Origin of the sequence: Streptomyces sp. NPDC058308 (genome assembly GCF_042880275.1) — a bacterium.
GTDB lineage: Bacteria > Actinomycetota > Actinomycetes > Streptomycetales > Streptomycetaceae > Streptomyces.
The window spans coordinates 199,370-222,500 of sequence record NZ_JBHVZA010000015.1 but is presented as its reverse complement, the minus strand read 5'-3'; the positions used below and the strand labels follow the sequence as shown (position 1 = coordinate 222,500).

Annotated in this window: 22 protein-coding genes and 1 pseudogene; 12 read left to right on the top strand and 11 right to left on the bottom strand. The window is 74.3% G+C overall.

What is annotated here, in order from left to right; translation table 11 throughout:
• The coding region (locus ACFVYL_RS21945; protein ID WP_389718649.1) for a flavodoxin domain-containing protein at positions 1-113 on the bottom strand (113 nt) is incomplete at its 3' end.
• 584 nt (positions 114-697) lie between these two features.
• Here ACFVYL_RS21945 and sigJ (ACFVYL_RS21940) point away from each other — a divergent pair.
• On the top strand, positions 698-1,633 hold the full coding sequence (gene sigJ, locus ACFVYL_RS21940; protein ID WP_389718626.1) for an RNA polymerase sigma factor SigJ: 936 nt from the start codon (positions 698-700) through the stop codon (positions 1,631-1,633).
• Between the two features lie 115 nt (positions 1,634-1,748).
• Here sigJ (ACFVYL_RS21940) and ACFVYL_RS21935 read toward each other — a convergent pair whose 3' ends face one another.
• Entirely contained in the window at positions 1,749-2,132 is a 384-nt protein-coding gene (locus tag ACFVYL_RS21935; RefSeq protein WP_389718624.1) for a nuclear transport factor 2 family protein, read from the bottom strand.
• A gap of 183 nt (positions 2,133-2,315) precedes the next feature.
• Here ACFVYL_RS21935 and sigJ (ACFVYL_RS21930) point away from each other — a divergent pair, with 183 nt between their 5' ends.
• The gene (gene sigJ / locus ACFVYL_RS21930; RefSeq protein ID WP_389718622.1) at positions 2,316-3,248 is read left to right on the top strand and encodes an RNA polymerase sigma factor SigJ; all 933 of its coding nucleotides are present in this window, start codon (positions 2,316-2,318) and stop codon (positions 3,246-3,248) included.
• 109 nt (positions 3,249-3,357) lie between these two features.
• The gene (locus tag ACFVYL_RS21925) at positions 3,358-3,831 is read left to right on the top strand and encodes a carboxymuconolactone decarboxylase family protein (RefSeq protein ID WP_389718619.1); all 474 of its coding nucleotides are present in this window, start codon (positions 3,358-3,360) and stop codon (positions 3,829-3,831) included.
• Positions 3,832-3,891: 60 nt separating this feature from the next.
• On the opposite strand, the gene ACFVYL_RS21920 is transcribed toward ACFVYL_RS21925, so the two are convergent.
• The gene (locus ACFVYL_RS21920) at positions 3,892-5,337 is read right to left on the bottom strand and encodes a multicopper oxidase family protein (RefSeq protein WP_389718617.1); all 1,446 of its coding nucleotides are present in this window, start codon (positions 5,335-5,337) and stop codon (positions 3,892-3,894) included.
• A gap of 287 nt (positions 5,338-5,624) precedes the next feature.
• Between ACFVYL_RS21920 and ACFVYL_RS21915 the strand changes: the two genes are divergently transcribed.
• The 3 genes from ACFVYL_RS21915 to ACFVYL_RS21905 all read left to right on the top strand — a co-directional run bounded on the left by ACFVYL_RS21915 (position 5,625) and on the right by ACFVYL_RS21905 (position 7,998).
• On the top strand, positions 5,625-6,134 hold the full coding sequence (locus ACFVYL_RS21915; protein WP_389718614.1) for a hypothetical protein: 510 nt from the start codon (positions 5,625-5,627) through the stop codon (positions 6,132-6,134).
• Between the two features lie 110 nt (positions 6,135-6,244).
• Complete coding sequence (locus ACFVYL_RS21910) at positions 6,245-6,952, top strand: esterase/lipase family protein (protein WP_389718611.1); 708 nt, start codon at positions 6,245-6,247, stop codon at positions 6,950-6,952.
• Between the two features lie 500 nt (positions 6,953-7,452).
• Positions 7,453-7,998 (top strand): bacterioferritin, encoded by a 546-nt coding sequence (locus tag ACFVYL_RS21905; protein WP_389718646.1) that lies wholly within the window; start codon positions 7,453-7,455, stop codon positions 7,996-7,998.
• A gap of 59 nt (positions 7,999-8,057) precedes the next feature.
• On the opposite strand, the gene ACFVYL_RS21900 is transcribed toward ACFVYL_RS21905, so the two are convergent.
• Both ACFVYL_RS21900 and ACFVYL_RS21895 read right to left on the bottom strand, forming a co-directional pair.
• Positions 8,058-8,429 (bottom strand): hypothetical protein, encoded by a 372-nt coding sequence (locus ACFVYL_RS21900; RefSeq protein WP_389718610.1) that lies wholly within the window; start codon positions 8,427-8,429, stop codon positions 8,058-8,060.
• A gap of 68 nt (positions 8,430-8,497) precedes the next feature.
• Entirely contained in the window at positions 8,498-8,761 is a 264-nt protein-coding gene (locus ACFVYL_RS21895; RefSeq protein ID WP_389718607.1) for a hypothetical protein, read from the bottom strand.
• Between the two features lie 284 nt (positions 8,762-9,045).
• Here ACFVYL_RS21895 and ACFVYL_RS21890 point away from each other — a divergent pair, with 284 nt between their 5' ends.
• Positions 9,046-10,227, top strand: coding sequence for a PP2C family protein-serine/threonine phosphatase (locus tag ACFVYL_RS21890; RefSeq protein WP_389718605.1), 1,182 nt, complete (start codon positions 9,046-9,048; stop codon positions 10,225-10,227).
• A gap of 18 nt (positions 10,228-10,245) precedes the next feature.
• On the opposite strand, the gene ACFVYL_RS21885 is transcribed toward ACFVYL_RS21890, so the two are convergent.
• The 4 genes from ACFVYL_RS21885 to ACFVYL_RS21870 all read right to left on the bottom strand — a co-directional run bounded on the left by ACFVYL_RS21885 (position 10,246) and on the right by ACFVYL_RS21870 (position 14,002).
• Positions 10,246-10,464, bottom strand: a complete 219-nt coding sequence (locus tag ACFVYL_RS21885) for a hypothetical protein (RefSeq protein ID WP_389718603.1) — start codon at positions 10,462-10,464, stop codon at positions 10,246-10,248.
• 68 nt (positions 10,465-10,532) lie between these two features.
• A complete protein-coding gene (locus ACFVYL_RS21880) occupies positions 10,533-11,777 on the bottom strand; it encodes a cytochrome P450 (RefSeq protein ID WP_389718600.1) in 1,245 nt (414 codons plus the stop codon).
• Positions 11,778-11,872: 95 nt separating this feature from the next.
• Positions 11,873-12,769, bottom strand: coding sequence for an SDR family oxidoreductase (locus ACFVYL_RS21875; RefSeq protein WP_389718598.1), 897 nt, complete (start codon positions 12,767-12,769; stop codon positions 11,873-11,875).
• A 471-nt stretch (positions 12,770-13,240) separates the two neighbouring features.
• Positions 13,241-14,002, bottom strand: a complete 762-nt coding sequence (locus ACFVYL_RS21870) for a response regulator transcription factor (protein ID WP_389718596.1) — start codon at positions 14,000-14,002, stop codon at positions 13,241-13,243.
• Positions 14,003-14,616: 614 nt separating this feature from the next.
• On the opposite strand from ACFVYL_RS21870, the gene ACFVYL_RS21865 reads away from it, so the two are divergent.
• Entirely contained in the window at positions 14,617-15,276 is a 660-nt protein-coding gene (locus ACFVYL_RS21865; protein ID WP_389718593.1) for a sensor histidine kinase, read from the top strand.
• 69 nt (positions 15,277-15,345) lie between these two features.
• Here the strand turns inward: ACFVYL_RS21865 and ACFVYL_RS21860 are convergent.
• Positions 15,346-15,597, bottom strand: a pseudogene (locus tag ACFVYL_RS21860) (transposase); the annotation flags it as partial.
• 250 nt (positions 15,598-15,847) lie between these two features.
• Here ACFVYL_RS21860 and ACFVYL_RS21855 point away from each other — a divergent pair.
• The 4 genes from ACFVYL_RS21855 (at position 15,848) to ACFVYL_RS21840 (ending at position 20,326) form a co-directional block, all read left to right on the top strand.
• Positions 15,848-16,213 carry a hypothetical protein gene (locus ACFVYL_RS21855; protein ID WP_389718590.1) on the top strand — a complete coding sequence of 122 codons (366 nt, stop codon included), beginning with the start codon at positions 15,848-15,850 and terminating at the stop codon, positions 16,211-16,213.
• Positions 16,210-16,683 (top strand): hypothetical protein, encoded by a 474-nt coding sequence (locus ACFVYL_RS21850; protein WP_389718588.1) that lies wholly within the window; start codon positions 16,210-16,212, stop codon positions 16,681-16,683. Before ACFVYL_RS21855 ends, ACFVYL_RS21850 begins: the two co-directional genes overlap by 4 nt.
• A 307-nt stretch (positions 16,684-16,990) precedes the next feature.
• A complete protein-coding gene (locus ACFVYL_RS21845; protein WP_389718585.1) occupies positions 16,991-17,158 on the top strand; it encodes a hypothetical protein in 168 nt (55 codons plus the stop codon).
• A 453-nt stretch (positions 17,159-17,611) separates the two neighbouring features.
• Positions 17,612-20,326, top strand: a complete 2,715-nt coding sequence (locus tag ACFVYL_RS21840) for an AAA family ATPase (protein ID WP_389718583.1) — start codon at positions 17,612-17,614, stop codon at positions 20,324-20,326.
• 13 nt (positions 20,327-20,339) lie between these two features.
• Here ACFVYL_RS21840 and ACFVYL_RS21835 read toward each other — a convergent pair whose 3' ends face one another.
• Entirely contained in the window at positions 20,340-22,973 is a 2,634-nt protein-coding gene (locus tag ACFVYL_RS21835) for a BTAD domain-containing putative transcriptional regulator (protein ID WP_389718581.1), read from the bottom strand.
• Between the last annotated feature and the right edge of the window lie 158 nt (positions 22,974-23,131).

The window sequence follows — 23,131 nt, the reverse complement described above, 5'->3', positions numbered from 1 at the left end:
CGCAGCCGCACCGTCGCCCCGCACTTCTCCGCACCCTCGGCCACGGCCTGGGCCAGCGTGTGCACGTTGCCGGTCGCGCTGTAATAGATGATTGCAACGTTCACAGGTTCCACAGCTGTTTCCTTTTCCCTTGCGTGTTCTATCGGGTGGTGCCGCGGGATCCGGCCGCTCGCCCAGGAGAGCCGGACACCCGCTGGTAAAAGTCGGTAAAGAAAGAGAAAACGCCGGGGCAGTGATCCGGTGGTCGGCCCACAAACCCGGCGCGGCGGGCCGGACGGGCCCTGCCGCGGCCCGGCCCGCGGGACACCGCCGGCCCCGATGGACCTGCCGGCACCCCTGCGGACCGGGGCCTTCACAGTCTCCTCAGCCGGCGACGGCCGGCCTGCCGGACCGCCCCGCGGGCCGCACTGCCGGCGCCCCCAAAGGCCGCGTCCGGCCGCCTGCTGGTGATCCGCGGATCGAAGTGAGGTGCACGGCAATTCTCCTGACGGGTGACAAGCGACTTCACGGCCCGAAGTCGGGGCGGGAGAGCGGGGATTCCGGATCCGGACGGCCGGGGGACGGAGTCCGGCAGGAATTCGATCTCCACCCGTACGACGACACAGCCCGTTGTAATGTGAGGTGACGAGCGCCACTTCAGTGCGATGCCTCATCGAACTGCTCAAGCCAGGGCGCGGCCAAGGGAGTTGGCGACATCATGAGCATGCAGCCCGAGCCGGAGGACAGCCGGCTCGACCCCGCGCTGAGCGCCGTCCTGAGCGAGCGGCGCCAACTGATCAACCTCGCCTACCGGTTCCTCGGCTCCCTGGCCGACGCCGAGGACGTGGTCCAGGAGACGTACACCCGCTGGTACGCCATGTCCGAACAGCGCCGGGACGCCGTCGCCTCGCCCGGCGGCTGGCTGACCCGGGTCGCCAGCCGCATCTGCCTGGACCTGCTGGGCTCGGCCCGCGCCCGCCGCGAGCGCTACGTGGGGGAGTGGATCCCCGAGCCGTTGCCCGACCGCATGGAATGGCCCGGCGGGCCTCCCGGCGCCGCCGCCGACCCGGCCGACCGCATCACCCTGGACGAGTCGGTCAACATGGCCTTCCTCGTCGTCCTGGACTCGATGACCCCGGCCGAACGCGTCGCGTTCATCCTCCACGACGTCTTCCACTACTCCTTCGCCGAGATCGCCGAGATCGTCGGCCGCAGCCCGGCGGCCTGCCGCCAGCTGGCCTCCTCCGCCCGCCGCCGCATCCACCGCGCCCAGCAGGCCCCCACCACCGCCACCGCCCAACGCGCCGAGGTGGTACGGGACTTCAAGCAGGCCTGGGAGGCCAAGGACATCGACGCCCTGATCGGCCTGCTGGACCCCGACGCCACGACCATCGCCGACGGCGGCGGCCTGGTCAGCGCCCAGCTGCAGCCCGTCACCGGCGGCGAACAGATCGCCCGCGTCTTCGCCGACGTCGCCGGCCGGGCACCGGACCTCACGCTCCTGGAGCGCACCGTCAACGGCCAGCCCGGCCTGGTGGCCCAACAGGGCGGCGTCACCGTCTCGGTCCTTGCCTTCGACTTCACCGGCGACCGGATCACGCACATCTGGGCCGTGCGCAACCCCGAGAAGCTGCGCCCCTGGACGGCCGGCTGACCCGCCGCGCGAAAGGGCACATTCCGGCCACCGCACGCGCCGCGCCCGCGGCCCCGGCACCACGCCGGGGCCACAGGCGCACGACGCTGGGCGGACGGGACTCTGACGACAAAACCTAGCCGCGCGGGGGCCCGCCGAGGGGCACCTTGTAGCTCTCCAGGTGGCTGATCGCCTCCCCGGCGAAGGTGAACACGTCGCAGAAGAGGAACTCCGCCTTCGCGCCGCCCGGCAGGGCGAGGGCGGCGCGGCCGGTGGCCACCACCGTGTCCCCCTCCTCGATCAGCCGGTCGACGGTGATGGTCGGCCGCTGCACGACGTCCCTGGCGGCCTGGCCCTCCTTGTTCTCCACGATGCCCCGCAGGGCCTCCTTGCCCTGCACCCGGGTCTGGCCCAGGCTCTCCCACACGACGTCGTCGGTCACCAGGGACAGGACCAGCTCGTGGTCACCGCTGAGGACCCCGTCGCGGTAGCGCTCCACGATGGCTTTGTGTTTGCTCATGTCACATGACTATGGGATACGCCTAGGAGAGCGCTGGAATCCCGACAGAAGGGGACGCACCCTCCCGCCCCACCCGGGGCACAGCGCCACGAAGCGGGCAGGCCGGCCTCACATCCGAGGGGGCTGTCTCGTCGTACCGATGACAGCAGTTTCGGCCAAGGGAGCAAAGGGAGCATCCGGGCGATGAGGACGCAGACCGAGCCAGAAGACGACCAGCTCGAGCCGGGCCTGAGCGCGGTCCTGAGCGAGCGGCGTCAGCTGATCAACCTCGCGTACCGGTTCCTCGGCTCCCTGGCCGACGCCGAGGACGTCGTGCAGGAGGCCTACGCCCGCTGGTACGCCATGACCCGCGCCCAGCGCGAGGCCGTCGCCTCGCCCGGCGGCTGGCTGACGACCGTGGCCAGCCGCATCTGCCTGGACCTGCTGGGCTCGGCCCGCGCCCGCCGCGAGCGCTACGTGGGGGAGTGGATCCCCGAGCCGCTGCCCGACCACTCCGAGTGGCTCGGCGGGCGCACCAACACCGCCGCCGACCCGGCCGACCGCATCACCCTGGACGAGTCGGTCAACATGGCCTTCCTCGTCGTCCTGGACTCGATGACCCCGGCCGAACGCGTCGCGTTCATCCTCCACGACGTCTTTCGCTACTCCTTCGCCGAAGTGGCCGAGAGCGTCGGCCGCAGCCCGGCGGCCTGCCGCCAGCTGGCCTCCTCCGCCCGCCGCCGCATCCGCAGCGCCCAGCAGGCCCCCGCCACCGCCACCGCCCAGCGCGCCGACATCGTCAGGAACTTCAAGCAGGCCTGGGAGGCCAAGGACATCGCCGCCCTGATCGGCCTGCTGGATCCCGACGCCACCGGCCTGGCCGACGGCGGCGGCCTGGTCAACGCCGCGCCCCCCACCGGAGGCGGCGACCAGATCGCCCGCTACCTGGTCACCATCACCGGCAAGGTGCCCGGCCTGCGCATCCTGGAGCGCACCGTCAACGGCGAGCCCGGCCTGGTCGTGCAGCAGGACGGCGTCATCGTCTCGGTCCTTGCCTTCGACTTCGCCGGCGAGCGGATCAAGCACCTGTGGGCGGTGCGCAACCCCGAGAAGCTGCGCCCCTGGACCGCGGGCTGACCCGCCCGGGCCGGGAGCCGGACAAGGCAGGTCAGATGGGGTGCTGTCACATCTTGGCGGGCTATGTCGTCTGAGTGGTGTCACCACCAGCACGACAGAGGAGCCCGACATGGACGCTCGCTTGAACCTTTTCGACAACCCCGTCTCGGCCAAGTTCCTGAAGCACCTGGCCTCGGCGGGCAGGGTGGCCGCGGGCACGTCACTGCCGGCGGCCACCGCGGAACTGGTCCGGCTGCGCGTCAGCCAGATCAACGGCTGCGGCTTCTGCGTGGACATGCACACCAAGGAGGCCACGCACGCCGGGGAGAACGCGGTCCGCCTCCACCTGGTCGCGGCCTGGCGGGAGGCCACCGTCTTCACCGAGGCCGAGCGCGCCGCGCTGGAGCTGGCCGAGCAGGGCACCCGCATCGCCGATGCGGCCGGCGGCGTCAGCGACGCGGCCTGGGCCAACGCCGCCAAGCACTACGACGAGGACCAGCTGGCCGCCCTGCTGTCCATCATCGCCGTCATCAACGCCTTCAACCGCCTGAACGTCCTGGTCGAACAGCCCGCCGGGGACTACCGGGTGGGCCAGTTCGGCTAGCCGCCCGGGAGACCCGGTGCGGGGCCCCTGGCGGCCAGGGGCCCCGCACCGGGCGGGGGTTCAGCTGATCTTCATGGTGGCCATCATGCCCATGGCCGAGTGGTCGAGCATGTGGCAGTGGTAGGGGTAGGAGCCCCGGTAGGTGTCGAAGGTCGCCTGCACCTTGACCGTCTCGCCCGCCAGGACCATCACCGTGTCCTTGAGCCCCGACTCGCCGGGCGCCGGCGGCTTCCCGCCGCGCTCGATGACCCGGAACTGCACCAGGTGCATGTGGAAGTTGTGCGGCACCCGGGTGTTGGTGTTGGTGATCGACCAGATCTCACTGGCGCCGAAGCGGATGCTGGAGTCCACCCGCGAGCCGTCGTAGACCTTGCCGTCCAGATAGGCCTTGGGGTGCTCGACGCCCTCCTCCATGTGCATGTTGATGGAGCGCTCGTTGGTGGGCGTGGGCAGCGGCGGCAGCGTACGCAGCACCGCGGGCACGGAACTGGGGTCCTCGGCGGTGCGCACCACGTCGAAGCGCATCACCCGCCCGACCTGCTCCGCGGTGCCGTTGAAGATGACGTTGTTCTCCAGCACCACCGTGTCGCCCACCGCGTAGCGGGAGAAGTCGATGACGACGTCGGCGCGCTCGCCGGGGGTGAGCACGAACGACTTGGTGGTGTGCGGGCGCGGCAGCAGCCCGCCGTCCGAACCGATCTGGATGATGTCGCTGCCGTCCGCCAGCTGCAGGCCCAGGAAGCGCTGGTTGGCCATGTTGGCGAAGCGCAGCCGGTACTTGCGGGCGGCGACCTTGAAGTAGGGGTAGGGCACGCCGTTGGTCAGCAGCGTGGTGCGCTCCAGGTCATCCATGATGTAGACGAGCTGGCCCGCCGCGTCGAAGTGCGCGTCGCGGATGCCGATCTCCACGTCGTACTCGCCCTTGGGCAGCGGCAGCTGGTCCTCGATGCTGTCGGAGAGCAGGTAGCTGCCGTGCAGCCCGCGGTAGACGCTCTCCGCCTCCCGGTGGTGGGCGTGGTCGTGGTACCAGAGCGAGGCGTGCGGCTGCTTGTTGGGATAGGTGTAGAGGCGGTCCCCGCCCGGGGCGAGGGTGTCCATCGGGTCACCGTCGTTGGTCTGCGTCACCGAGGCGCCGTGCAGGTGGACCGAGGTGGCCACGTCGAGCCCGTTGTGCTGACGCACGATCACGGGGCGTCCGGAGCGCGCCTTGATGGTCGCGCCGGGGAAGTTGCCGTCGTAGGTCAGCAGGTCGGTCTGGATACCCGGCAGGATCTCCTTGCGGACCGGGCGCATGGTGACGTCGTAGTGATCGGTGGTCTTGGTGCGGAAGGTGGGTCTGAGCACCGGCATTCTGGGCATGGCAACGGCGAACTGGTCGGGGGTGGCCGCTGTGGACGGGCTGGCCTTGGCGGGGTCCACGGCGAGCAGGGGGGTGAATGACGCCCCGGTGAGCCCTACGCCCGCGGCGGCGAGTCCGGTGCCGAGCAGACGGCGTCGGGTGACCATGGTGGCCCTCCTAAATAAGTACGTACGGGAATGAGAACGGGCACCCGCCGGGCCGCCGCACCCCTTGACAAGGCGCGCGGCCGCCGCTGGCCGTGCGGTGCCAGCCGCAGTCCAGCAGGGGCGGCTCGAGGCTCACTCGGGCCTGGTCCGGGCGCCTTTGACCGGATTGGCCGCTTCCGCGCACGGCGCCGCTCCGGCCCGCCCGCCGCACCGCCCCGCCCCCGGGCGGCGCACACTGGACGCAGGCCCCTGCCCCGCCCCGCGCCTGCCGAGGAGTCCCCGCGCCCATGACCGATCCGGCCGCCTCCGACGAGGCCCGCCCCGCCCCGCAGCCTGCTGCTCCGGTGTTCGCCGCTCCGGAGCAGACCCTTGCCGGCCGGCCCGGACAGATCAGCCTCGTCTGGTCGCTGGCGGATGGGGCCGGGCGTGACCTGGCTGCCTCCGTCGTGCGCCTGGCCCCCGGCGCGGGCCTCGGCGAGCCCGCCGAGGCCGCCCACGGAACCCTGCTCACCGTGCTGGCCGGCGGCGGCGAACTCCGGCTGCCCGGTGCGGTGTCGGCCCTCGCCCCGGGCGCCCTGGCCTGGCTGCCCGCCCACACCCCCTACAGCCTGCGCGCGGGGGAGCAGGGGCTGACCTGCACCACCGCCCACCGCCGCCCCGGGGCCACCGGCCCCGCCGGGGCCGGCGAACCGGTCTGTCTGCTGGAGCGGGTCTGCCCGCAGTGCGGCCGCCTGGCCACCGACCGCGACGCCCGCTACTGCACCCGCTGCGCCGGCGCGCTGAGCGGCCCCGGCTGACCCGCCGGGCACCGGCCTCTTCTCATCTGCGGCAGCCGCCCCCACAATCGCTCCTGCACCCGGCCACCCGCGGGTGACGGCACCGCCGTGTCCGCCCCCGAGGAGGCCCCATGCCGATGCCCGCCCGGGCCCGCCGGACGGCCCGCCTGCCGGCCTGCCTGTGCGCGCTGGCCGTCCTGGCGCTCGCGGCGCCCGCCGCGGCCGCACCGGCCCCGGCCGCCGCGCACCGGCCGGTCGTCTTCGTGCACGGCTACAACGCCGACCCCGGCGTATGGGGCTCCCTGCGCCAGGACCTCACCTCCGCCGGATACGACGAGAGCGAACTCTTCTCCTGGGGCTACGACACCAGCCGGTCCGTCAACGAGGACCTCGCGGGCCAACTGGCCGCCTACGTCGCCCAGGTGCGCGCCCGCACCGGCGCCGACCGCGTCGACCTGGTGGCGCACTCCTTCGGCAGCCTCGTCACCCGCTGGTATGTGAAGTACGGCGGCGGCGCGCCCGCCGTCGCCCACTGGGCGTCCCTGGCCGGGCCCAACCACGGCACCCTGACCGCCTGGGCCTGCGCCGCGTGGTCGCAGGCGTGCCGGGACATGACCCCGGGCTCCTACGTCGCCGACCGGCTCGCCGCGGGCGACGAGACACCGGGCCCGGTGGCGTACGCGACGTGGTGGTCGAACTGCGACGAGGTCATCAACCCCGACGCCAGCGTCGCCCTGACGGGGGCGGCCAACCACGCGGCCGGCTGCCTGGCCCACAACGACCTGCTGAGCGACGACGGCGTCTCCCGCGGCGTCCAGGCCTTCCTGCGCACTGCCTGAGCTCTTTCGCGGGGGCGGCCGTGCCGGACCCTGTGGCCCGCGTCCCGATCTGCCGGGCAGGCGCCAGTGACCCATCGCCGCGCCGCCGTCCCCCGCCAGGACGGCGCGGCGGCGTTGGTCGAGGCCGGACCGGCTCCAGACCGGGCCGACGGGCAGGACCGTTTCCAGGCCCGGCAGGCCGGACAGGACCGGGCTGGCCGGGCCCGAAGGCGGCATCCGCCCGGCCCGGGCGTGACCGGGCAGCCCCGGCGGCCGCGCACCCCGGCGCCGCACACCGCGTACCGTCCGCACCGCCCGCCGCAGGCACCCCGCCGCTGTTTGGATCCGCCGGCCGGCGGATACGCGGTGGCCACCCGATGCCCCCGAAGGGGCCGCCCGTACGCGCCGCGCGCGCCGGAACGCCCCCACGGGATGAATATGGCGAAATGGGTACGTTCAAGGTCAGCGGGGCGCCGGACGGTCCGCCCGCTGTCTCGTGCACCGAGGAGAGAGCAGTTGTCATGGCCGAGTTCCTGACCGACATCAAGACCATCCGCGAGCGGGCCCGCCAGCAGATCGAGAAGGGCCCGGTCACCGACGCCTACGGAGCGGACCTGGAGCGCGTCCTTGGCGTGCTCAACGAGGCCCTCGCCACGGAGATCGTCTGCACGCTGCGCTACAAGCGGCACTACTACACCGCCTCGGGCCTCTACTCCGAGCCGGTGGCCGCGGAGTTTTTGGAGCACGCCCAGGAGGAGCAGGAGCACGCCGACAAGCTGGCGCAGCGGATCGTGCAGCTGGGCGGCGAGCCGGACTTCAACCCCGACACGCTCACCTCCCGCTCCCACGCGGAGTACGACGCCAGCACCGACCTGATCGAGATGATCAAGGAGGACCTGGTCGCCGAACGCGTCGCCGTGGCCGCCTACACCGAGATCGCCCAGTGGCTGGGGGAGGGCGACCCCACCACCCGCCGGGTCTTCGAGGAGCTCCTTGCCCAGGAGGAGGAGCACGCCGACGACCTGCGCGGCCTGCTGGAGCGCATCCCGGGCGACCACCGCTCCTGAGCGTCTGCCTGCCGCGCGCGGGCCCGGCCTCCCGCACCGGCCGGGCCCGCGGCATCACGTCACCGGCTCTCCAGGCGCAGGGTCACATCCTTTTCCTGGTCGCCCGAGGCGGAGCCCTCCTGGGCGACGGCGAAGGCCGCCGAGAGCACCGTGACGACCTGGTCGACCGCCACATAGCCGCCCTGCACGGCGGCGGTCACCGGGCCGCTCAGCGACGGCGCACCGCCCGGCCCGCCGCCCGCCGGACGGGCCGTGTCAAAAACGCCGCTCCACACGGTCGGCCCGTCGGCCGGGCCGGGCCGCGGCGCCGCACCGGCGTCCCGGTCGGAGGCGAACGCCGCCCCCAGCACCGAGAAGACGCCGCCCGCGTCGTCGGCCGCACCGCTCAGTTCCACCGTGACCTGCGCCGAGGGTTCTCCCGCACCGCTCACCGTCGTTCCTTTCCATCGCGTCGTCACTTCGGGCCGAAGACCGCCCCGAGGGGCCGCAGTCGCCGGCTTCACCCCGAGGGCTCCTCCGGAACCGGCTCCTGGGAGGGCTCCTGGGAGGGGGCGTCCGTCTCCTTTGCCGTGCCGGAGGCGCCGCGCCGGCCGGTGCCGGCCTCGTCGGTGTCGGGCACGTCGTTGCTCCCGCCGTCGCCGGCGTCGGTGTTCTCCGCCGGCTCCCAGGGGTCCTGGGTGCCGTCGGCCTGCTGGTCGGGCGGGTCCCTGGGGACGGGCGTGCTGCCGTCCGCGCCGGGGGAGGCCGGTACCTGCTCACTCATCGATGTCTCCTCTCGACCGCTCGGCCCCCAAGGCGTCCCCGCCCTTGCCGGCGGGGGCGTCCCGGGGCTGGGGTGCAGGTACCCGCGCAGGGCAGGACAACTCGTACTGATCACCGTGGACCACCCGCGCCCGATCGGCGACACGGACGCGGCACGCACCACCGGCGGGCGAAAGCACGTGCGCGCCCCCGCGGCAGGCGGCCCGCGGCGCCCGGGCGGACCCGGCGGGGCGGTGTGAGACTGCTGGTGTCGCGCCCGCCCCGCCGCGGAAGGGATGGAAAGACGTGCCGTCATCGGAGCCGCCCAGCGGACTCGAGGAGTTCCTCGCCGACCCCGACAACGCCGTGCTGGACCTGGTCACCGCGGTCGCCCGGTGCGCGACGGCGCTGGGCGTGCCCCAGGCGGTCGTCTACCTCGCCGACATCCAGCAGCGCCGTCTGGTCCCGCTGAGCGAGGAGGAAGGCCCGGGACCGGCCATGGACGGCTCCCTGGCCGGCTGGGCCTACCGCACCCTCTCCCTGCGCGTGGAGGAATCCCCCATCGGCGGCATGACCGCCTGGCTGCCCCTGCTCGACGGCGCCGAACGGCTCGGCGTGGTCGCCGTCCACGCCCCCTTCCTGGACGCCACCCTGCTGCGCCGCGGCAGAGCGCTGGCCGCCCTGCTCGCGATGATGATCACCTCCAAGCGCGCGTACAAGGACAACCTCGTCCAGCGCACCCGCGCCGAGCCCATGCGCCTGCCGGCGGAGATGCTGCGGGCCTTCCTGCCGCCGCGCACCATCGGCAACGCCCACGTGGTCTCCACCGCCGTCCTTGAGCCCGCCTACGAGATCGGCGGCGACGCCTTCGACCACTGCCTCACCCGGACGGACCTGCACGCCACCATCGTCGACGCGATGGGCCACAACCTGCTCTCCGGCCTCACCACGGCGGTCGCCCTGGCCGCCTGCCGCAACGGCCGGCGCACCGGCGCGGACCTGCCAGAACTCATGGAGGCCGTGGACACGGCGCTGGGCCAGTGGCTGCCCGACCAGTTCTGCACGGGCGTGCTCACCCGCCTGGACCTCACCAGCGGGGCGCTGCGCTGGAGCAACTGCGGGCACCCGCCGCCCCTGCTGATCCGCGGCGACCGGCTCGTCGAGGGCGCCCTGGAGCGCGAGCCCGACCCGCCCCTGGGCTTCTCCGCCGACTTCCGCAGCGGCGAGCGCCAGGTGCACGAGACGGTCCTGGAGCCCGGCGACCGCGTCCTGCTCTACACCGACGGCATGACCGAGGCGCGGCTCTCGGACGGCACGGAGTTCGGCCTGGAGCGGTTCGCCGACTTCGTCACCCGCGCCTCCAGCGCCGGGGAGGTGGCGGCGGAGACCCTGCGCCGGCTCATCCACTCGGTCCTGGACGCGCAGAGCGACCGGCTGCGGGACGACGCCACCATCCTCATGATCGAGTGGCAGCCGTCCAGCCGGTGACTCCGCCGCACCCGGCTCTCAGTTCCGGTTCTCGCTCCCGTCGCCTTGGTGGATGTCCTCCTGGGCGGCCGGGCTGGGCGTGAGGGTGTCGCCCGCCTCGCCGTCCTTGGCGTGCTCGCGCTCCGCGTCGGGCACCGGCTGCTCCTCGGCCTCCTCCACCTCCTCCAGCACCTCATCGGCCGCGGTCTGGGCGGGGGCGTGCGGGCGGGCCCGGTGGCTGCGGTGGTGGTCCTGCATGGTGGTGTTCCTTTCGCTCACAGGGATGGTCTCGCTCACAGGGGCGGTCGTGCCGGTCGGATACGCCGTCAGGTCCCCCACGCCCGCCCGTCCGTCGTGATGACGAAGCCGCTGCGCGGCCGCGTGGGCATCCGGTGCAGCGGGATGCGCAGGTCCTGCTCGGGCACCCGGTGCTCCAGGCGGGCCAGCCGGGGCAGCAGGACGCTCAGGACGGCCAGGGTGACGTCCTCGCCCGGGCAGCGGTGCCCCTGGGCGGCCTCGCCGCCGCCCTGCGGCACCAGTTCGTCCCGGCCGGGCTCACCGCCGGTGAACCGTGCGGGATCGAACACGTAGGGGGCGGGCCACAGCGCCGGATCGTGGTTCTGCCCGTACAGGTCGAGCAGGACCAGCGTGCCCTCGGCGATCGGCTCCCCGTGCCAGGCGGTGTCCCGTGGCGCCAGGCCCGCCACGAACGGCGCGAAGGGGTAGAAGCGGCGCACCTCGTGGGCGAAGGCCCGCCCGTAGCCCGCCTCGTCCCGCGCGAGCGGCTCCCGCAACCGCGGGTGGCGGTGCAGGGCGTGGGCCCCGAAGACGGTGAACCAGGTCACCGCGACCGTGGGCCGGATGATGTTCAAAAGCTCGACGGCCGCCGTACGCGGATCGAGCAGCTGGCCCCCGGCGTCCCGGTGGGCGGCCACGGTGTGCACGGCGTCCCCGGGCGTCCCCGTCCGCTCCGGCTCGGCCCGGGTCTGCTCCACCAGGCGGGCCAGGGCCCGCTCCTGGCGGGCGCGGGCCCGCCGGGCGCGCACATGACGCGGCCCCGCGGTGGCGAACCCGTCGACCATCGCCACCAGATCCCGCGCCGTCTGCCGCGCCCCGTCCCCGGGACGGTCCGCCCAGGGGATCCCGGCCCACCGGCACACGGCGCGGGTCAGCACCACGCTCACCTCGTCGAACAGGGTGACCTGGGGCAGGCCGGCCCACTCCTTGCGGGCCTGCTCCCACTCCTCGCCGACCCGCTCGGCCAGCGCCTCGATCCCGGGCCCGTCCTTGAGCAGGGAGAGGAACAACGCCTTGCGCACCCGGTGCTGTTCACCGTCCAGCGTGTGCACCGCGCCGTGCCCGAAGAGCGTGCTGAGCACGGGCTCGGGCAGGGCCGTGCGGCGCCGCACGTGGTCCTCGTCGTAGAAGAAGGCCACCGCCTCGGGGCCGCGCAGGGCGATGGCGGGCTTGCCCATCAGCCGGGCGCGCACCACGTCGCCGCCGGAACGCCGGCTCAGGTCGGGCAGCCAGGCGTAGCCCTGGACGAGCAGGGGCAGCGTGCTGTCGATCATCGGTCTTCCTCCTCGGGATGCGGGATGCGGAGCGCGGGATGCGGGGCGTGGGGCGTGGGGGCCGCCGCCGTGCGGTCGGGCCCGGCGCGGCCGGCTCAGGGCAGCGGTGTGCCGCCCGTGGCGTTCACGATCCCGGCCGTGATGAAACTGGCGTGCTCCGAGGCGAGGAAGACGTAGGACGGCGCCATCTCCGCGGGCTGCGCGGGACGGCCCATCGGCGCCTGCGCGCCGAACTCCGCGGTGTCCGGCAGCGTCGCGGGGATCAACGGCGTCCACACCGGGCCCGGCGCGACCGCGTTGACGCGGATCCCGCGCTCCACCAGCATCTGCGCCAGCCCCTGGGTGAAGGTGACGATGGCGCCCTTGGTCATGGCGTAGTCCAGCAGGTCCGGACTGGGCTTGTAGGCCTGCACCGACGTGGTGTTGATGATCGAGCCGCCGCGCGGCATGTGCGGCACCGCCATCTTGCACAGCCAGAACATGCCGTACAGGTTGGTGCGCATCACCCGGTCGAACTGCTCCGTGGAGATGTCCTGGATGCCCTTGGGCTGGGCCATCTGGTAGGCGGCGTTGTTGACCAGCAGGTCGATCCGCCCGAACTCGGCCACCGCACGCTCCACCAGCGCACGGCACTGCTCCTCCTCGCGGATGTCGCAGGGCACCGCGATCGCCCTACGCCCGGCCTCGCGCACCCAGCGGGCGGTCTCCTGCGCCTCCTCGGCCTCGGACGGCAGATGGGTGAACAGGACGTCCGCGCCCTCCCGGGCCAGCGCGATGGCCACCGCCCGCCCGATGCCGGAATCGCCGCCGGTGATCACCGCGGCCCGCTCGGGCAGCAGCCCCGAGCCGCGGTAGGAGTCCTCGCCGTGGTCGGGCGGCGGGTCCATGGGGCCGCTCCAGCCCGGCGGGTCCTGCTCCTGCTGGGGAAACTCCGGCCGCGGCCCTCTGGTGGTGGGGTCCTGCGGACCCTGCTCGCCGGGGGTGTCCTTCATCTGCCGCCTCCTTGGTGCCTGTCCCTACCCTCCACACGAGCGGAGCGCCTCACCACCGGAAGGGCCGGCGGGGAGGCGCGCCGCGAGCGTGCGGGCCCCGGGTGCCCTGGCACCCAAAGGACAAAACACCCTCAGAAGGGCCTGGGGAACAGCGGCAGGCATGTGCAGGCATGTCCCGGGCGATCGAGGGGAGCTGAAGACCATGAAGATCCTCATCGTTCTCGTCGTCCTCGCCGTCGCCGCCGCCTGGTACATGAACTCCCGCACAAAGCGGTGAGAGCCGGGGCATGTCCCCGGCCGGGCGGCCGCCGCCGGCACGCCCCCCACGCCGGAACGGCGCGGGGGGACCCCCATCGAGGCCTTCCCGGCGACTTCCCGGCGACTCCCGGCGACTTCCCGGCGCCGTGCGAGCGCACGGCGCCGGTCGGCGCCCGCTGATCGGGCCGGGGAGAGGGCAGGCTGGGCAGGCTCTCAGCCCTGCCCGATACGGAAGCCCACCCCGTGCACCGTGACGATCCACTCGCGCGAGCCGAGCTTGGCGCGCAGGCTGCTCACATGGGTGTCGATGGTGCGCCGGGACCAGGAGCCCGCCCACACCTCCCGCATCAGCTGATCCCGCGTGACGACCGTCTCCGGCCGGGCGGCCAGCAGATGCAGCAGGTCGAACTCCTTGCGGGTCACGGCGATGCTGCGCCCGCCCAGGCGCACCTCCCGCAGCGCCGCGTCGATGCGCAGCGCGCCGATCGACAGGACGGGGGAGAGCGGGCGGGGCCGCATGCGGCGCATCACCGCCTCCATCCGGGCCAGCAGCTCACGCAGCCCACAGGGCTTGACCAGGTAGTCGTCGGCGCCGGCCCGCAGGCCAAGGACCACATCCAGTTCGCCGCCGCGGGCGGTCAGCGCCAGGACCGCGGTGCGCCCCGAGGCCCGCAGCAGCCGGCACATCTGCAGCCCGTCGACGTCGGGCAGGTCGAGGTCGAGCAGCACCACATCGACCTCGAGCTCGCCGCAGGCCTCCAGCGCGGCCCCGCCGTCGCGCGCCTGCTCCACGTGGTGGCCGTGCCGGCGCAGGGCGTCGGCCAGCGGCTGGGCGTCCTCGGCGCGCGCGTCCACGATCAGGACGCGCCAGACCTCATCCGCCGCCCCCGCGGCCCCAGCCCCGGGCCCGGGCAGGAAGTCCTCCCGGCCCGCTAACGCGCGGGCGCTGAGCAAGTCGGCCGACGCCTGGATCATGGCTCGCCTCCCAAGCGAAACGGACCTCAAAGACGGTTACGGGACGTCGGCCACCGTAAGAAACGCCGTGCCAGCTCCCGGTCATCGCACCGACAGAGAATCCTCAAGCACCTGCAGAGAACGTTCAATTACGGGCACGGCTTCGGGCAGCGACCAGGGGCGCCGGGCCCCCTGGGCGCTGCGCAGAGTTGCCGCACCGGTGCACCGCACCTGACACAGCCGTGCACCTGCGCTGGCAGAGCACCGCCGATGCTGGCAGCAGCACCCGACCCGGGCACCACCCCGGTTCCCCCGGCCGGAGCCTTGACCAGCGGCCGCGGCAGGCCGCCCGGTGCCACAAGGACACCTGGCAGTACCGCGGCCCGCTCCTGCGGCCGGCGGGACGGCGACGCTCAGCACGCCCGGGCGCGGACCGCGCAGGCCTCCGGTGCCACGTACGGATTCCTCCTGAGGGGCGTGAGCGCGATGAACGTAGGGGCCGTCGACGACGACGCAGTGCGCGGGGCCTGCGCCCCGCGGCCCGCCCGGCCCGGCGCGCACGTGCGCCCGCCCGGGTGCGGGCCCACCCCGCCGGTCCCGCCCCGGGCCCCGGCACGCGGTGCGGGGCAGCGCCGATGACCGCCGTCGCCTACGACCTCGCCTCGGCCGCCGCCCACCAGGTGCGCGGCCCGCTGGCCTCGATCCGGCTGCGCCTGCAGATGCTGCAGGACCAGCGGCCCGACATCGCCGAACTGCCCGCCGTGCTGGGGGAGGTGGAGCGCCTGGCCGCCCTGCTGAGCCAGATCCTCGCCTGGGGCGCGGCCCGCCACCCCGACCCCGCCCCCGAGCCGGTGGAGGTCCTGGACGTCGCCGCCGCCCGGCTGGAGGCGTGGAGCGTGGTCGCCGACGCCCGGGGCGTGGGCCTGGACCTGGGCGGGACCGCCGCCACCGCCCTGCAGGTGCACGGCGCCCTGGAACACACCCTGGATGTCCTGCTCGACAACGCGCTGCAGGCCGGACCGCCCGGCACCACCGTCACCTGCACCGTGCACGTCACCGAGCGCCGCGTGCACGTCGCCGTCACGGACGAGGGGCCGGGCATGACGGGCGAGGAGATCGCCCGCGCCGGCAGCCCCTTCTGGCGCGGCGCCACCGCGGCCGGCCGGATGGGCACCGGCCTGGGCCTGTCCATCGCCGCGTCCCTGCTCACCGCCTCCGGCGGCCGGCTCAGCCTGGGCCGGGCGGCCTCGGGCGGCCTCAGCGCCACCGCCGTCCTGCCCATGGCCCCCGACTGACCCCGCCCGCCCCTGTTTCCTCCCGTGCTCTGAGAAGGCATTTGATCTAGGCGTATTGCCCTGTATGCCCTAGTAGGTTTCTCGCCAGGTTGGTGTGGTCTCGTCCGTCATGCGTTTGGCGAGGTTGTCGATCGAGGCGATGTGGATCATGGCTTCGGAACTGGCGGTGAGGGTCTCGTAGTCGCGGGCGAGACAGCGGTGCATCATGATCCAACCAATACTTCGCTCTACTGCCCAGCGTCTCTTCACGACGTGAAATCCGCGCTTATCCGGGTTTCTGTTGACTACTTCGACGTCGATTCCGAGGTGGGCGCCGTGTTCGCTGCGTGCAGTTCCTCTGAGGGCGGCGTTACGAAACCGGACCGGCTTATCTGCACGTCAACTGACCTGGGCAGCCAGGTGGGTTGACGCTGTGCTCCTTGTTCTGAAATAATGCCCTCGTTGGGCAGAGGTCTGTCCAACGAACAATCAAGCTCCCGTGGCCCCGTAGGGGAACGGGAGTTTTTTGTTCCCTCATCCGCCACAAGCCCCGGCCCTAGGCCGGGGCTTTTCGCATGTTCGGAGGTCCTCCTTGTCCGACCAGCCGTCGTCGGGTCCACTGGCGAGCACGCTCCTGTCCACCCCGTTCTGGTCCCTGGGCGCGGCGGGCCTCGTCCTCGGTGCGCTCGTACTCCTAAGCGTCCTCGTGCTTGCGATCACACGCCGCGTGGTCGACAAGGCACGCCCCGAAGACCTTCCGGAGATCCTGCACGGGCTCGGCCATGTGCTGGCGAGCCTGGCCTGCTTCCTGCCCTGGGGGAAAACGCGCGAGAATACCACTTCCGAGCTGCCCCGATCTCAGAACGAGGCGCCCGAGGCATCGGTCACTATCGTCGCCGGGCAACTGGCGGCTCCCGCCATCAACTTGCGTGCCCCGTCAGGGGAGGGGGACCGATGAGGCGTCAACGTCCCTACCGCGACAGCACGCCGGCACGGGCGAACCTCAGCAATCTCGGACAGGTTCTGAACACCATCAAGGATCGCCGTGAGGTCGGCATGATGGTCTTCATCTTCGTCTGGGGCATCTCGCTCCAGGACGCCTCCAGGCGCCTCGGTTTGTCCGAGCGGGACGGAGAACGGGTGCTCAGCCGGGCACTATCCCACTTGCGTCACCCCAGTCGCTCCCAGAGCATCCGGGACGAACTGGATGGTGACCCACTCCGGTCGATGGAACTGCGCCGGTGGGCACAGGCAGCTGCACAAGACATGGTTGTCGCCTGTGCCCATTGCGGCCACCGGTTCGTGCCGGAGCACATCTTCATGGTGTCCGGCGGCCGCCCACCCCGGTACTGCTCGAATACCTGCCGCCAGCGGGCCTACCGCGCCCGCAAGAGGGCAACCCTCGACGACACGGCACAGCGGTCGTAGGGCAACGGATGTGGCCCCTCTTGTTGGACACCGTTCCCGAACGCCGGCAGCACAGCAAAGAACAGCAGACTGTCGGCGCTCGGGAATCGATCGGTTGCTGGACACGCACCTCTTGCACCGCTAACGCCCACCATGATCTGACGCCCATTCAAGAGAACCCGCAGGCCAATGGCTATTGAATGGCTAGCCCTCGGCATGACTATCTTCATCGCGCTCCACCCGAAGCCTCGCCCACACGGCGAGGCTTCGGTGCTTCCGCCATCCCTGCGCGTGCACGGCACGCCCCCGGGCATAGGAGAGAACCGCGATGAGCAAGAAGCCCCGCACCGCCACCCCGCGCGAGGACGAGCCGACGCCCTACCTCGATCTCCGGATCGGGGGCCTCCGCGTCACCCTGCGTCGCGCGCCGTACCGCGTGCTCTTGCTCGTTGGAGCGGCAGCGAGCGCGGGAGTGTCCGCGTGGCTCAGCCGCTAAGGGTGGGCTCAGGGGCATTCCTGTGGTGCGGGCTGGTGAGTTGCCGTCGGCAGCGGAGCCCGGCATAGACACTCCCGGCCGTGGTGGGAGACCCGGGTCAGTCGTGGCTGGGGGCTCCTCGGGCGTGACCGCTGTCCTGATGCCTAAGAAGCCTGTCTTTGAACCCTCGCCTGCGCCCCGGCGCCCGGCACGCACGCTCGGCGCACGGAGCCCCAGGACAGGTGGCTCCGCACACCGATCGCACGCTTCCCCAAGCTCTCGGCTCCGCTCGAGCAGGGGAGGCCCCAATCCGCCGCTGCGCCCACGCTTCGCGCGGACGACGGGGGTTCCAAGACAGGCTCTCAGGAACGAGCTGAGGCCGGGAAGTTGCTGCCGCGCAGCTTGTGACCGCCGCCGCGGCGCCCATGAGCGCCCCCGTCCCCCGAAACTGACAGCACAGGCGGGGGAGGCGGGATGCTGTTTCTCGAACGTGAGGCGGAGTGGGACCGGCTGCAGGGGGCGTGGCAGCACTGCACGGGCGGCGAGCCGGCGGTCGTGCTCGTCGAGGGCGCGGCCGGCTGCGGCACCACGCACCTGCTGCGCCGCCTGACCCGGCACGCCGCCGACCACGGGGCCTACGTCCTGCACGCCGAGGCGGCCCCCGACACGCCACCGCCCTGCCACACGCCGCCCGGCGCCGCCCTGCGCCGCCTCCTGCACGCCCTGCCCGCCGGCGCCCTCGCGCACCCCTTGGCCCCCGACTGCTCCCCGGAGGAATGGGGCGCCGCGGTGCGGGCACTGGCCGCACGGGCGCCCGTCGTGGTGTGCGTGGACGACCTGCAGGACTGCGACCCGTACTCCCTTGGCCACCTGGCCCACCTGAGCCGCAGCCTGCGGGGCGTACCGGTGCTGCTCGCCCTGGGCCAGGTCCTCGGCGTCCGCCCGCCCCACCCGCCCGGGCCGCCCCACCCGCCCGCGCCGCCCGCGCCGTTCCTGCGCCACGAGGCCTTCCGCCGCATCCGGGTGGGCCGCCTGAGCCCCGGCGCCGCCGCCCGGGCCGCCCGGGCGGACGACGGCACGGCCCGCGACCTGCCCCCCGCCCGCCTGTACGACCTCACCGGCGGCAATCCGCTGCTGTGCCGGGCCCTGCGCGCGGAGGAGCCGCCGCCGGGCGCCGGGCAGGTCCCGCGGCCGGCCCCGGACGGACCGTTCCTGCAGGCGGTCACCGCCTGCCTGCGGCGCAGCGGCGAACCGGCCGGCCGGCTCGCCGAAGCCCTGGCGGTGCTGGGGCAGGACGCGAGCGCCGAACGCGTCGCCGCGGTGGCCGGCATCACCGTGCGTACGGCCGCGCACGCCCGCGACATCCTGGACGCCGTGGGGCTGGTGGTGGGCTGGCGGCTGCGGCACCCGGCCGTCGCCGCCTCGGTCCTGGCCTTCCTGGCACCGTCCGAACGGGCCGCCCGGTACGTGCGGGCCGCGCGGACGCTGCACGCGGGCGGGGCCGGAGCGGCCGCCACCGCCCGCCGCCTGCTGCTGGCCCACGCCCCCGGCCACCTCCCGGCCGCCTCACCCGCGCCGCCCGGCGCGGCCCCCTGGGCGCCGCCGGTCCTGGCCGAGGCCGCCCGCCAGGCCCTGCTGGAGGACGACAGCGCCACGGCCGTCGACTGCCTGCGCCTGGCCGTACGCCTGAGCCCGCCCGGCGCCGGGCGCCGGTCCCTCACACTGCAGCTCGCCGCCGTCGTGCGGCGCACCGACCCCGCCCGCGCCGAGGAACTGCTCACCGAACCCCTGCAGGCCCTGGCCCAGGGCGCGTTGGGCCACGGCCCGGCCGCCCTGCTGGGCCGTCTCCTGCTCACCCAGGGCCGCATCGAGCAGGCCGGGGCGGCCCTCGAACACGCCGCCCGCCGGCGGGCGGCGGGCGAGCGGGGCGAGGACCCGCTGCGCGGCCTGCTCGCCCCGCCACCCGCCACCGCCCCGGTTCCCGGCGCGCCCGCGGCCGGGCGCGGCGAACTGCGCGCGGCCACGGCCGCCCTGTGGCCGGCCGCACCCGCAGGCGAGGACGAGACGGCCGTCGAACGCGTCCTGAAGGACACCCCGCTCACCCACGCCACGTTCGACCTCGTACTCCGCGAGATCCGCACCCTCGTGCACGCCGGGCACGGCGCCCTGGCCGCCGTGTGGTGCCAGAAACTGCAGGCCGAGGCGGACCGCGGCCGCGCCCCCGGCTGGTTCGCCGCCCTGGGGCTGCTGCACGCCCAGGCCCTGCTGCGCCTGGGCGACCTGCGCGGCGCCCGGCAGGCGGCCGCCGCGGCCGCCGCCGCCGTGGAGGACCGCGGCGGCCTCCTGCTGCCCGCCCTGGTGGCCGTCGAGATCGCCGCCTGCACGGCCGCGGGCCAGTACGACGAGGCGGCCCGGCGGCTCGAACTGCCCCTGCCCGACGCCCTGTTCGACAGCATCCACGCCCTGGAGGTGCTGCGCGCCCGCGGCCACTACTACCTGGCCACCCATCACCCCGCCGCCGCCCTCGCGGAGTTCCTGGACGCCGGCCGGCTGGCCGGGCGCTGGGCCCTGGACCACCCGCGGCACCTCCCCTGGCGCACCGACGCCGCCGCCGCCCTGCTGGCCCTGGGCGAACACGCCCGCGCCGCCCGCCTCATCGCCGACCAGGCGGCCCTGCCCACCGGGCGTGACGCCCGCCCCCACGGCACCGGCCTGCGGCTGCGCGCCGCCCTGGCACCCGCCGCCGAGCGGCCCCGGCTGCTGGCCCGCGCCCTGGAGGAACTGCGGCGCGGCGGCGACCGCCTCGAGCACGCCCGCGCCCTGGCCGACCTGGCCGGCGCCCTGCAGCTGACCGGCGAGGGCAGCCGGGCGGGGATGCTGGCGCGCCGGGCCTGGCAACTGGCCGCCGACTGCGGCGCGCAGGCGCTGTGCGAGCGCATCCTGCCGGGCCGCACCGGCCTGCCCGCCGAGCGCCCCGGCGGGCCGGCGGTACGCGAGGGGCAGCTCACCGGCCCCGAGCAGCGGGTGGCGGCACTGGCCGCGTTCGGCCACACCAACCGGGAGATCGCGGCGAAGCTGTACGTCACCACCAGCACCGTCGAACAGCACCTGACCAAGATCTACCGCAAGCTGGGCATCCGCCGGCGCGGTGAACTCCCCCTGGACCTGGAGTACGAGGACACGCCGTGAACGCCGCGCCCGTTCACGCGCGGGCGGCCGGCGCCGCGGTGCGGGGCGTGGTGCGCCCGCACCAGATGCCCGGGCGGATCTCGGCCCAGACCAGGTGGCCGGCGCCGTCCTCGCGCAGCCGCTCCAGCCAGCGCCGGGCGTAGGCCTCCAGGTGGCGGTCGCCCAGCACGCCCGCGAGCGTCAGGCACTGCTGGAAGTGGGGGCGGGCCGCGGCGCTGCCGGTGGTCTGCAGCGCGTGCAGGGCCAGGACGCGGCGGGCTTCGTAGCAGCCGCGGGTGTCCTCGGGGGCTTCTTGCAGGGTGGGCAGGACCAGGCGGGCGGCGGCGCCCGCGGCGCCGGCCTCCAGGTGGAGGTCGGCCAGGCCCGCAAGGACGCGCCCGCGCTCGGGGGTGCCCTCACCGCCCTCGCCGGCCCGCAGGGCGCGCTGGTAGAAGTCGTGGGCGGCCGCCGGGCGGTGGCGCTGCCAGGCCAGATCGCCCAGCGAGCGCAGCATCCGTACCGTCGCCGTGCGGTCGCCGAGCCGGCCTGCGGCGTCCAGGGCCAGGGTGTGGGTGTGCTGCCAGGCCTCCCAGGCGGCCGAGATCTCCAGAAAGGCGCTCATGGCGTCGGCCAGCTGGACGGTCTGGGCCCACAGGCCCGCCGCGTGGGCCTGGCCGGCCAGGGTGACCAGCGCGTCGCGGCGGCGGGCGAACCAGTCCAGCGGGGGCAGGTGTTCGCCGCGGGCGGTGTGCTGCGCGGCCAGGGACCGGCCGGCGGCCGCGCACAGGCGGGCCAGCGCCGCGCGCACGGCCGCGGTTGGCCCCTCGGCGGTGCGCCGCTCAGCGGCGAGCAGCCGCGTCAGGACGGGGAAGAGGTAGCCGCCGCCGTCCGGGCAGGGGCCCAGCAGGCCTGCGGACACCAGGGAGTTCAGGGCGTGCGCGGCGGCCTCGGGCCGGATGCCCAGCGCGGTGGCGGCCGCCTCGCCGGTGAACGGCCCGGCGGGCAGCAGGCTCAGCAGGCGGGCCGCGCGCAGGTCGGCCTCGGGCGCCGCGTCGTAGACCCCGCTCAGCTGCCGGTGGCAGGCCTCGTCCAGCGCGCGCAGTTCCCGCAGGCGGGTGCTCTCCGGGCGCAGCAGGGCTGCCAGGTGGGCGGGGGACTGGTGGGGGTGGGCGGCGAGGTGGGCGGCCAGGGCGCGCAGCGGGCCGGGGAAGCGGCCGCACAGCTCGGCCAGTTCGTCCCTGCCGGCCCCGTCATCGGCCGATACGGGCCCGGGGCCCGGGACGTCGCCGGGCGGGCGGGCGGCGGCCAGCAGCCGGCGGGCGTCCTGCGGGGCGAGCGCGTCCAGCGCCAGGGCGGGGCCCTCAAGACCGCCCAGCGCGGGCCGGCAGGTGACCAGGACCGCGCACCGGCCCACGAGCGGCAGCAGCGCCCGCAGCTGGGCGGCCTCGGCGACGTCGTCCAGGACCAGGAGCATCCGCCGGCCCTGCGTCAACTCCCGCAGCCGCTCGCGCAGTTCCTCGCCCGAGCGGGGCGCGGGACCGGGCGCGCCGCAGGCGCCCAGCAGCTGGACCAGCACCTGGGTGGGATCCAGCGGCCGGCCGTCGCCGCCGCGCAGCCGCACCAGCACCCGCCCGTCGGGGAAGGCCGCACCGGCCCCGTGGGCGGCGGCCACGGCCAGCGCGGTCTTGCCCGCCCCGGCGGGCCCGGTGATCTGCAGGCAGCCGCCGCCGGGAGCCCGGTCCAGCCACGCGGTGATCTCTGCCAGTTCCGCCGCCCGCCCGGTGAAGCGGGAATCGGCGGCGGGCAGCTGCCCGACGGCCACGGCGGGCCCCTCCGCCAGGCGCCCGGCAGCGCTGGCGGCCGCGGTGCGGGCCGGGCCCGCCGCGGTGCTGGAGCGGCCCGGGGGGCCGGGGCGCAGCAGGCTCCGGTCGCCGCTCAGGATGCGGTGCTGCAGGCGCTGCAGCCGCAGCCCCGGCTCGATGGCCAGCTCCTCGACCAGGGTGCGACGCAGGCCGCTGAACACACCTAACGCCTCCGCCTGCCGCCCGGACCGGTACAGGGCCACCATGAGGTGGGCGTGGAACTCCTCGTGCAGCGGCAACTCCGCTGCCAGCGCCTGCAGTTCACCCACCAGCTCCTTGTGGTGGCCCAGCTGCAGCTCCGCCCGCATCCGCTGTTCCAGCGCGGCGATGCGCACCTCGTCCAGGCGCACGGCCACGGTGGCCAGCAGGCTCCCGTGCGCGGTGTCGGGCAGCAGCGGCCCGCGCCACAGCGCCAGCGCCCGGCGCTGCAGCTCGGCGGCGGCCGCGTGCTCGCCCCGGTCCAGCGCCTCGCGCCCGCGCTCGTGCAGCTCCTGGAAGACGACCAGGTCCAGCTGGGCGGGGTCCACCTGCAGCAGATAGCCCGGGGCCCGGGTCAGCAGCGCCTGCCGGCCGAACTCCGGCGCCACGCGCAGCAGCAGCTTGCGCAGCTGCGAGATGTAGACCTGCAGGGTGGTCATCGCGGTGCGCGGCGGCTCCTCGCCCCACAGCTCATCGACGAGCGTGTCCACCGAGACCACCTCGTTGGACCGCACGAGAAGGGTCGCCAGCACGCTGCGGAGCTTGGCCGCACGCGGCGTCACCTGCTGCCCGTCGCCCGCGGCGCGCACCTCCAGTGGTCCCAGCACCCGAAATCGCACTCCGGCCCCCGCCCCTCGCTCAGCGCAGGACGCCCGGCCCGGCGGCACGCGTTGCCGGTTCCCGGGCGTACGGCGATGACCCACGCTAGAGGGCCCGCACCCCCTGACATCGGACGCCCCCGCCCCTGCCCGCCCCGGCACAGCCC

Excerpts from the sequence above, each read along its gene's own strand:
- sigJ (WP_389718626.1), top strand. The coding sequence starts at position 698 with ATGAGCATGCAGCCCGAGCCGGAGGACAGCCGGCTCGACCCCGCGCTG.
- ACFVYL_RS21935 (WP_389718624.1), bottom strand. The coding sequence starts at position 2,132 with ATGAGCAAACACAAAGCCATCGTGGAGCGCTACCGCGACGGGGTCCTC.
- sigJ (WP_389718622.1), top strand. The coding sequence starts at position 2,316 with ATGAGGACGCAGACCGAGCCAGAAGACGACCAGCTCGAGCCGGGCCTG.
- ACFVYL_RS21925 (WP_389718619.1), top strand. The coding sequence starts at position 3,358 with ATGGACGCTCGCTTGAACCTTTTCGACAACCCCGTCTCGGCCAAGTTC.
- ACFVYL_RS21920 (WP_389718617.1), bottom strand. The coding sequence starts at position 5,337 with ATGGTCACCCGACGCCGTCTGCTCGGCACCGGACTCGCCGCCGCGGGC.
- ACFVYL_RS21915 (WP_389718614.1), top strand. The coding sequence starts at position 5,625 with ATGACCGATCCGGCCGCCTCCGACGAGGCCCGCCCCGCCCCGCAGCCT.
- ACFVYL_RS21910 (WP_389718611.1), top strand. The coding sequence starts at position 6,245 with ATGCCGATGCCCGCCCGGGCCCGCCGGACGGCCCGCCTGCCGGCCTGC.
- ACFVYL_RS21905 (WP_389718646.1), top strand. The coding sequence starts at position 7,453 with ATGGCCGAGTTCCTGACCGACATCAAGACCATCCGCGAGCGGGCCCGC.
- ACFVYL_RS21895 (WP_389718607.1), bottom strand. The coding sequence starts at position 8,761 with ATGAGTGAGCAGGTACCGGCCTCCCCCGGCGCGGACGGCAGCACGCCC.
- ACFVYL_RS21885 (WP_389718603.1), bottom strand. The coding sequence starts at position 10,464 with ATGCAGGACCACCACCGCAGCCACCGGGCCCGCCCGCACGCCCCCGCC.
- ACFVYL_RS21880 (WP_389718600.1), bottom strand. The coding sequence starts at position 11,777 with ATGATCGACAGCACGCTGCCCCTGCTCGTCCAGGGCTACGCCTGGCTG.
- ACFVYL_RS21875 (WP_389718598.1), bottom strand. The coding sequence starts at position 12,769 with ATGAAGGACACCCCCGGCGAGCAGGGTCCGCAGGACCCCACCACCAGA.
- ACFVYL_RS21870 (WP_389718596.1), bottom strand. The coding sequence starts at position 14,002 with ATGATCCAGGCGTCGGCCGACTTGCTCAGCGCCCGCGCGTTAGCGGGC.
- ACFVYL_RS21865 (WP_389718593.1), top strand. The coding sequence starts at position 14,617 with ATGACCGCCGTCGCCTACGACCTCGCCTCGGCCGCCGCCCACCAGGTG.
- ACFVYL_RS21850 (WP_389718588.1), top strand. The coding sequence starts at position 16,210 with ATGAGGCGTCAACGTCCCTACCGCGACAGCACGCCGGCACGGGCGAAC.
- ACFVYL_RS21845 (WP_389718585.1), top strand. The coding sequence starts at position 16,991 with ATGAGCAAGAAGCCCCGCACCGCCACCCCGCGCGAGGACGAGCCGACG.
- ACFVYL_RS21840 (WP_389718583.1), top strand. The coding sequence starts at position 17,612 with ATGCTGTTTCTCGAACGTGAGGCGGAGTGGGACCGGCTGCAGGGGGCG.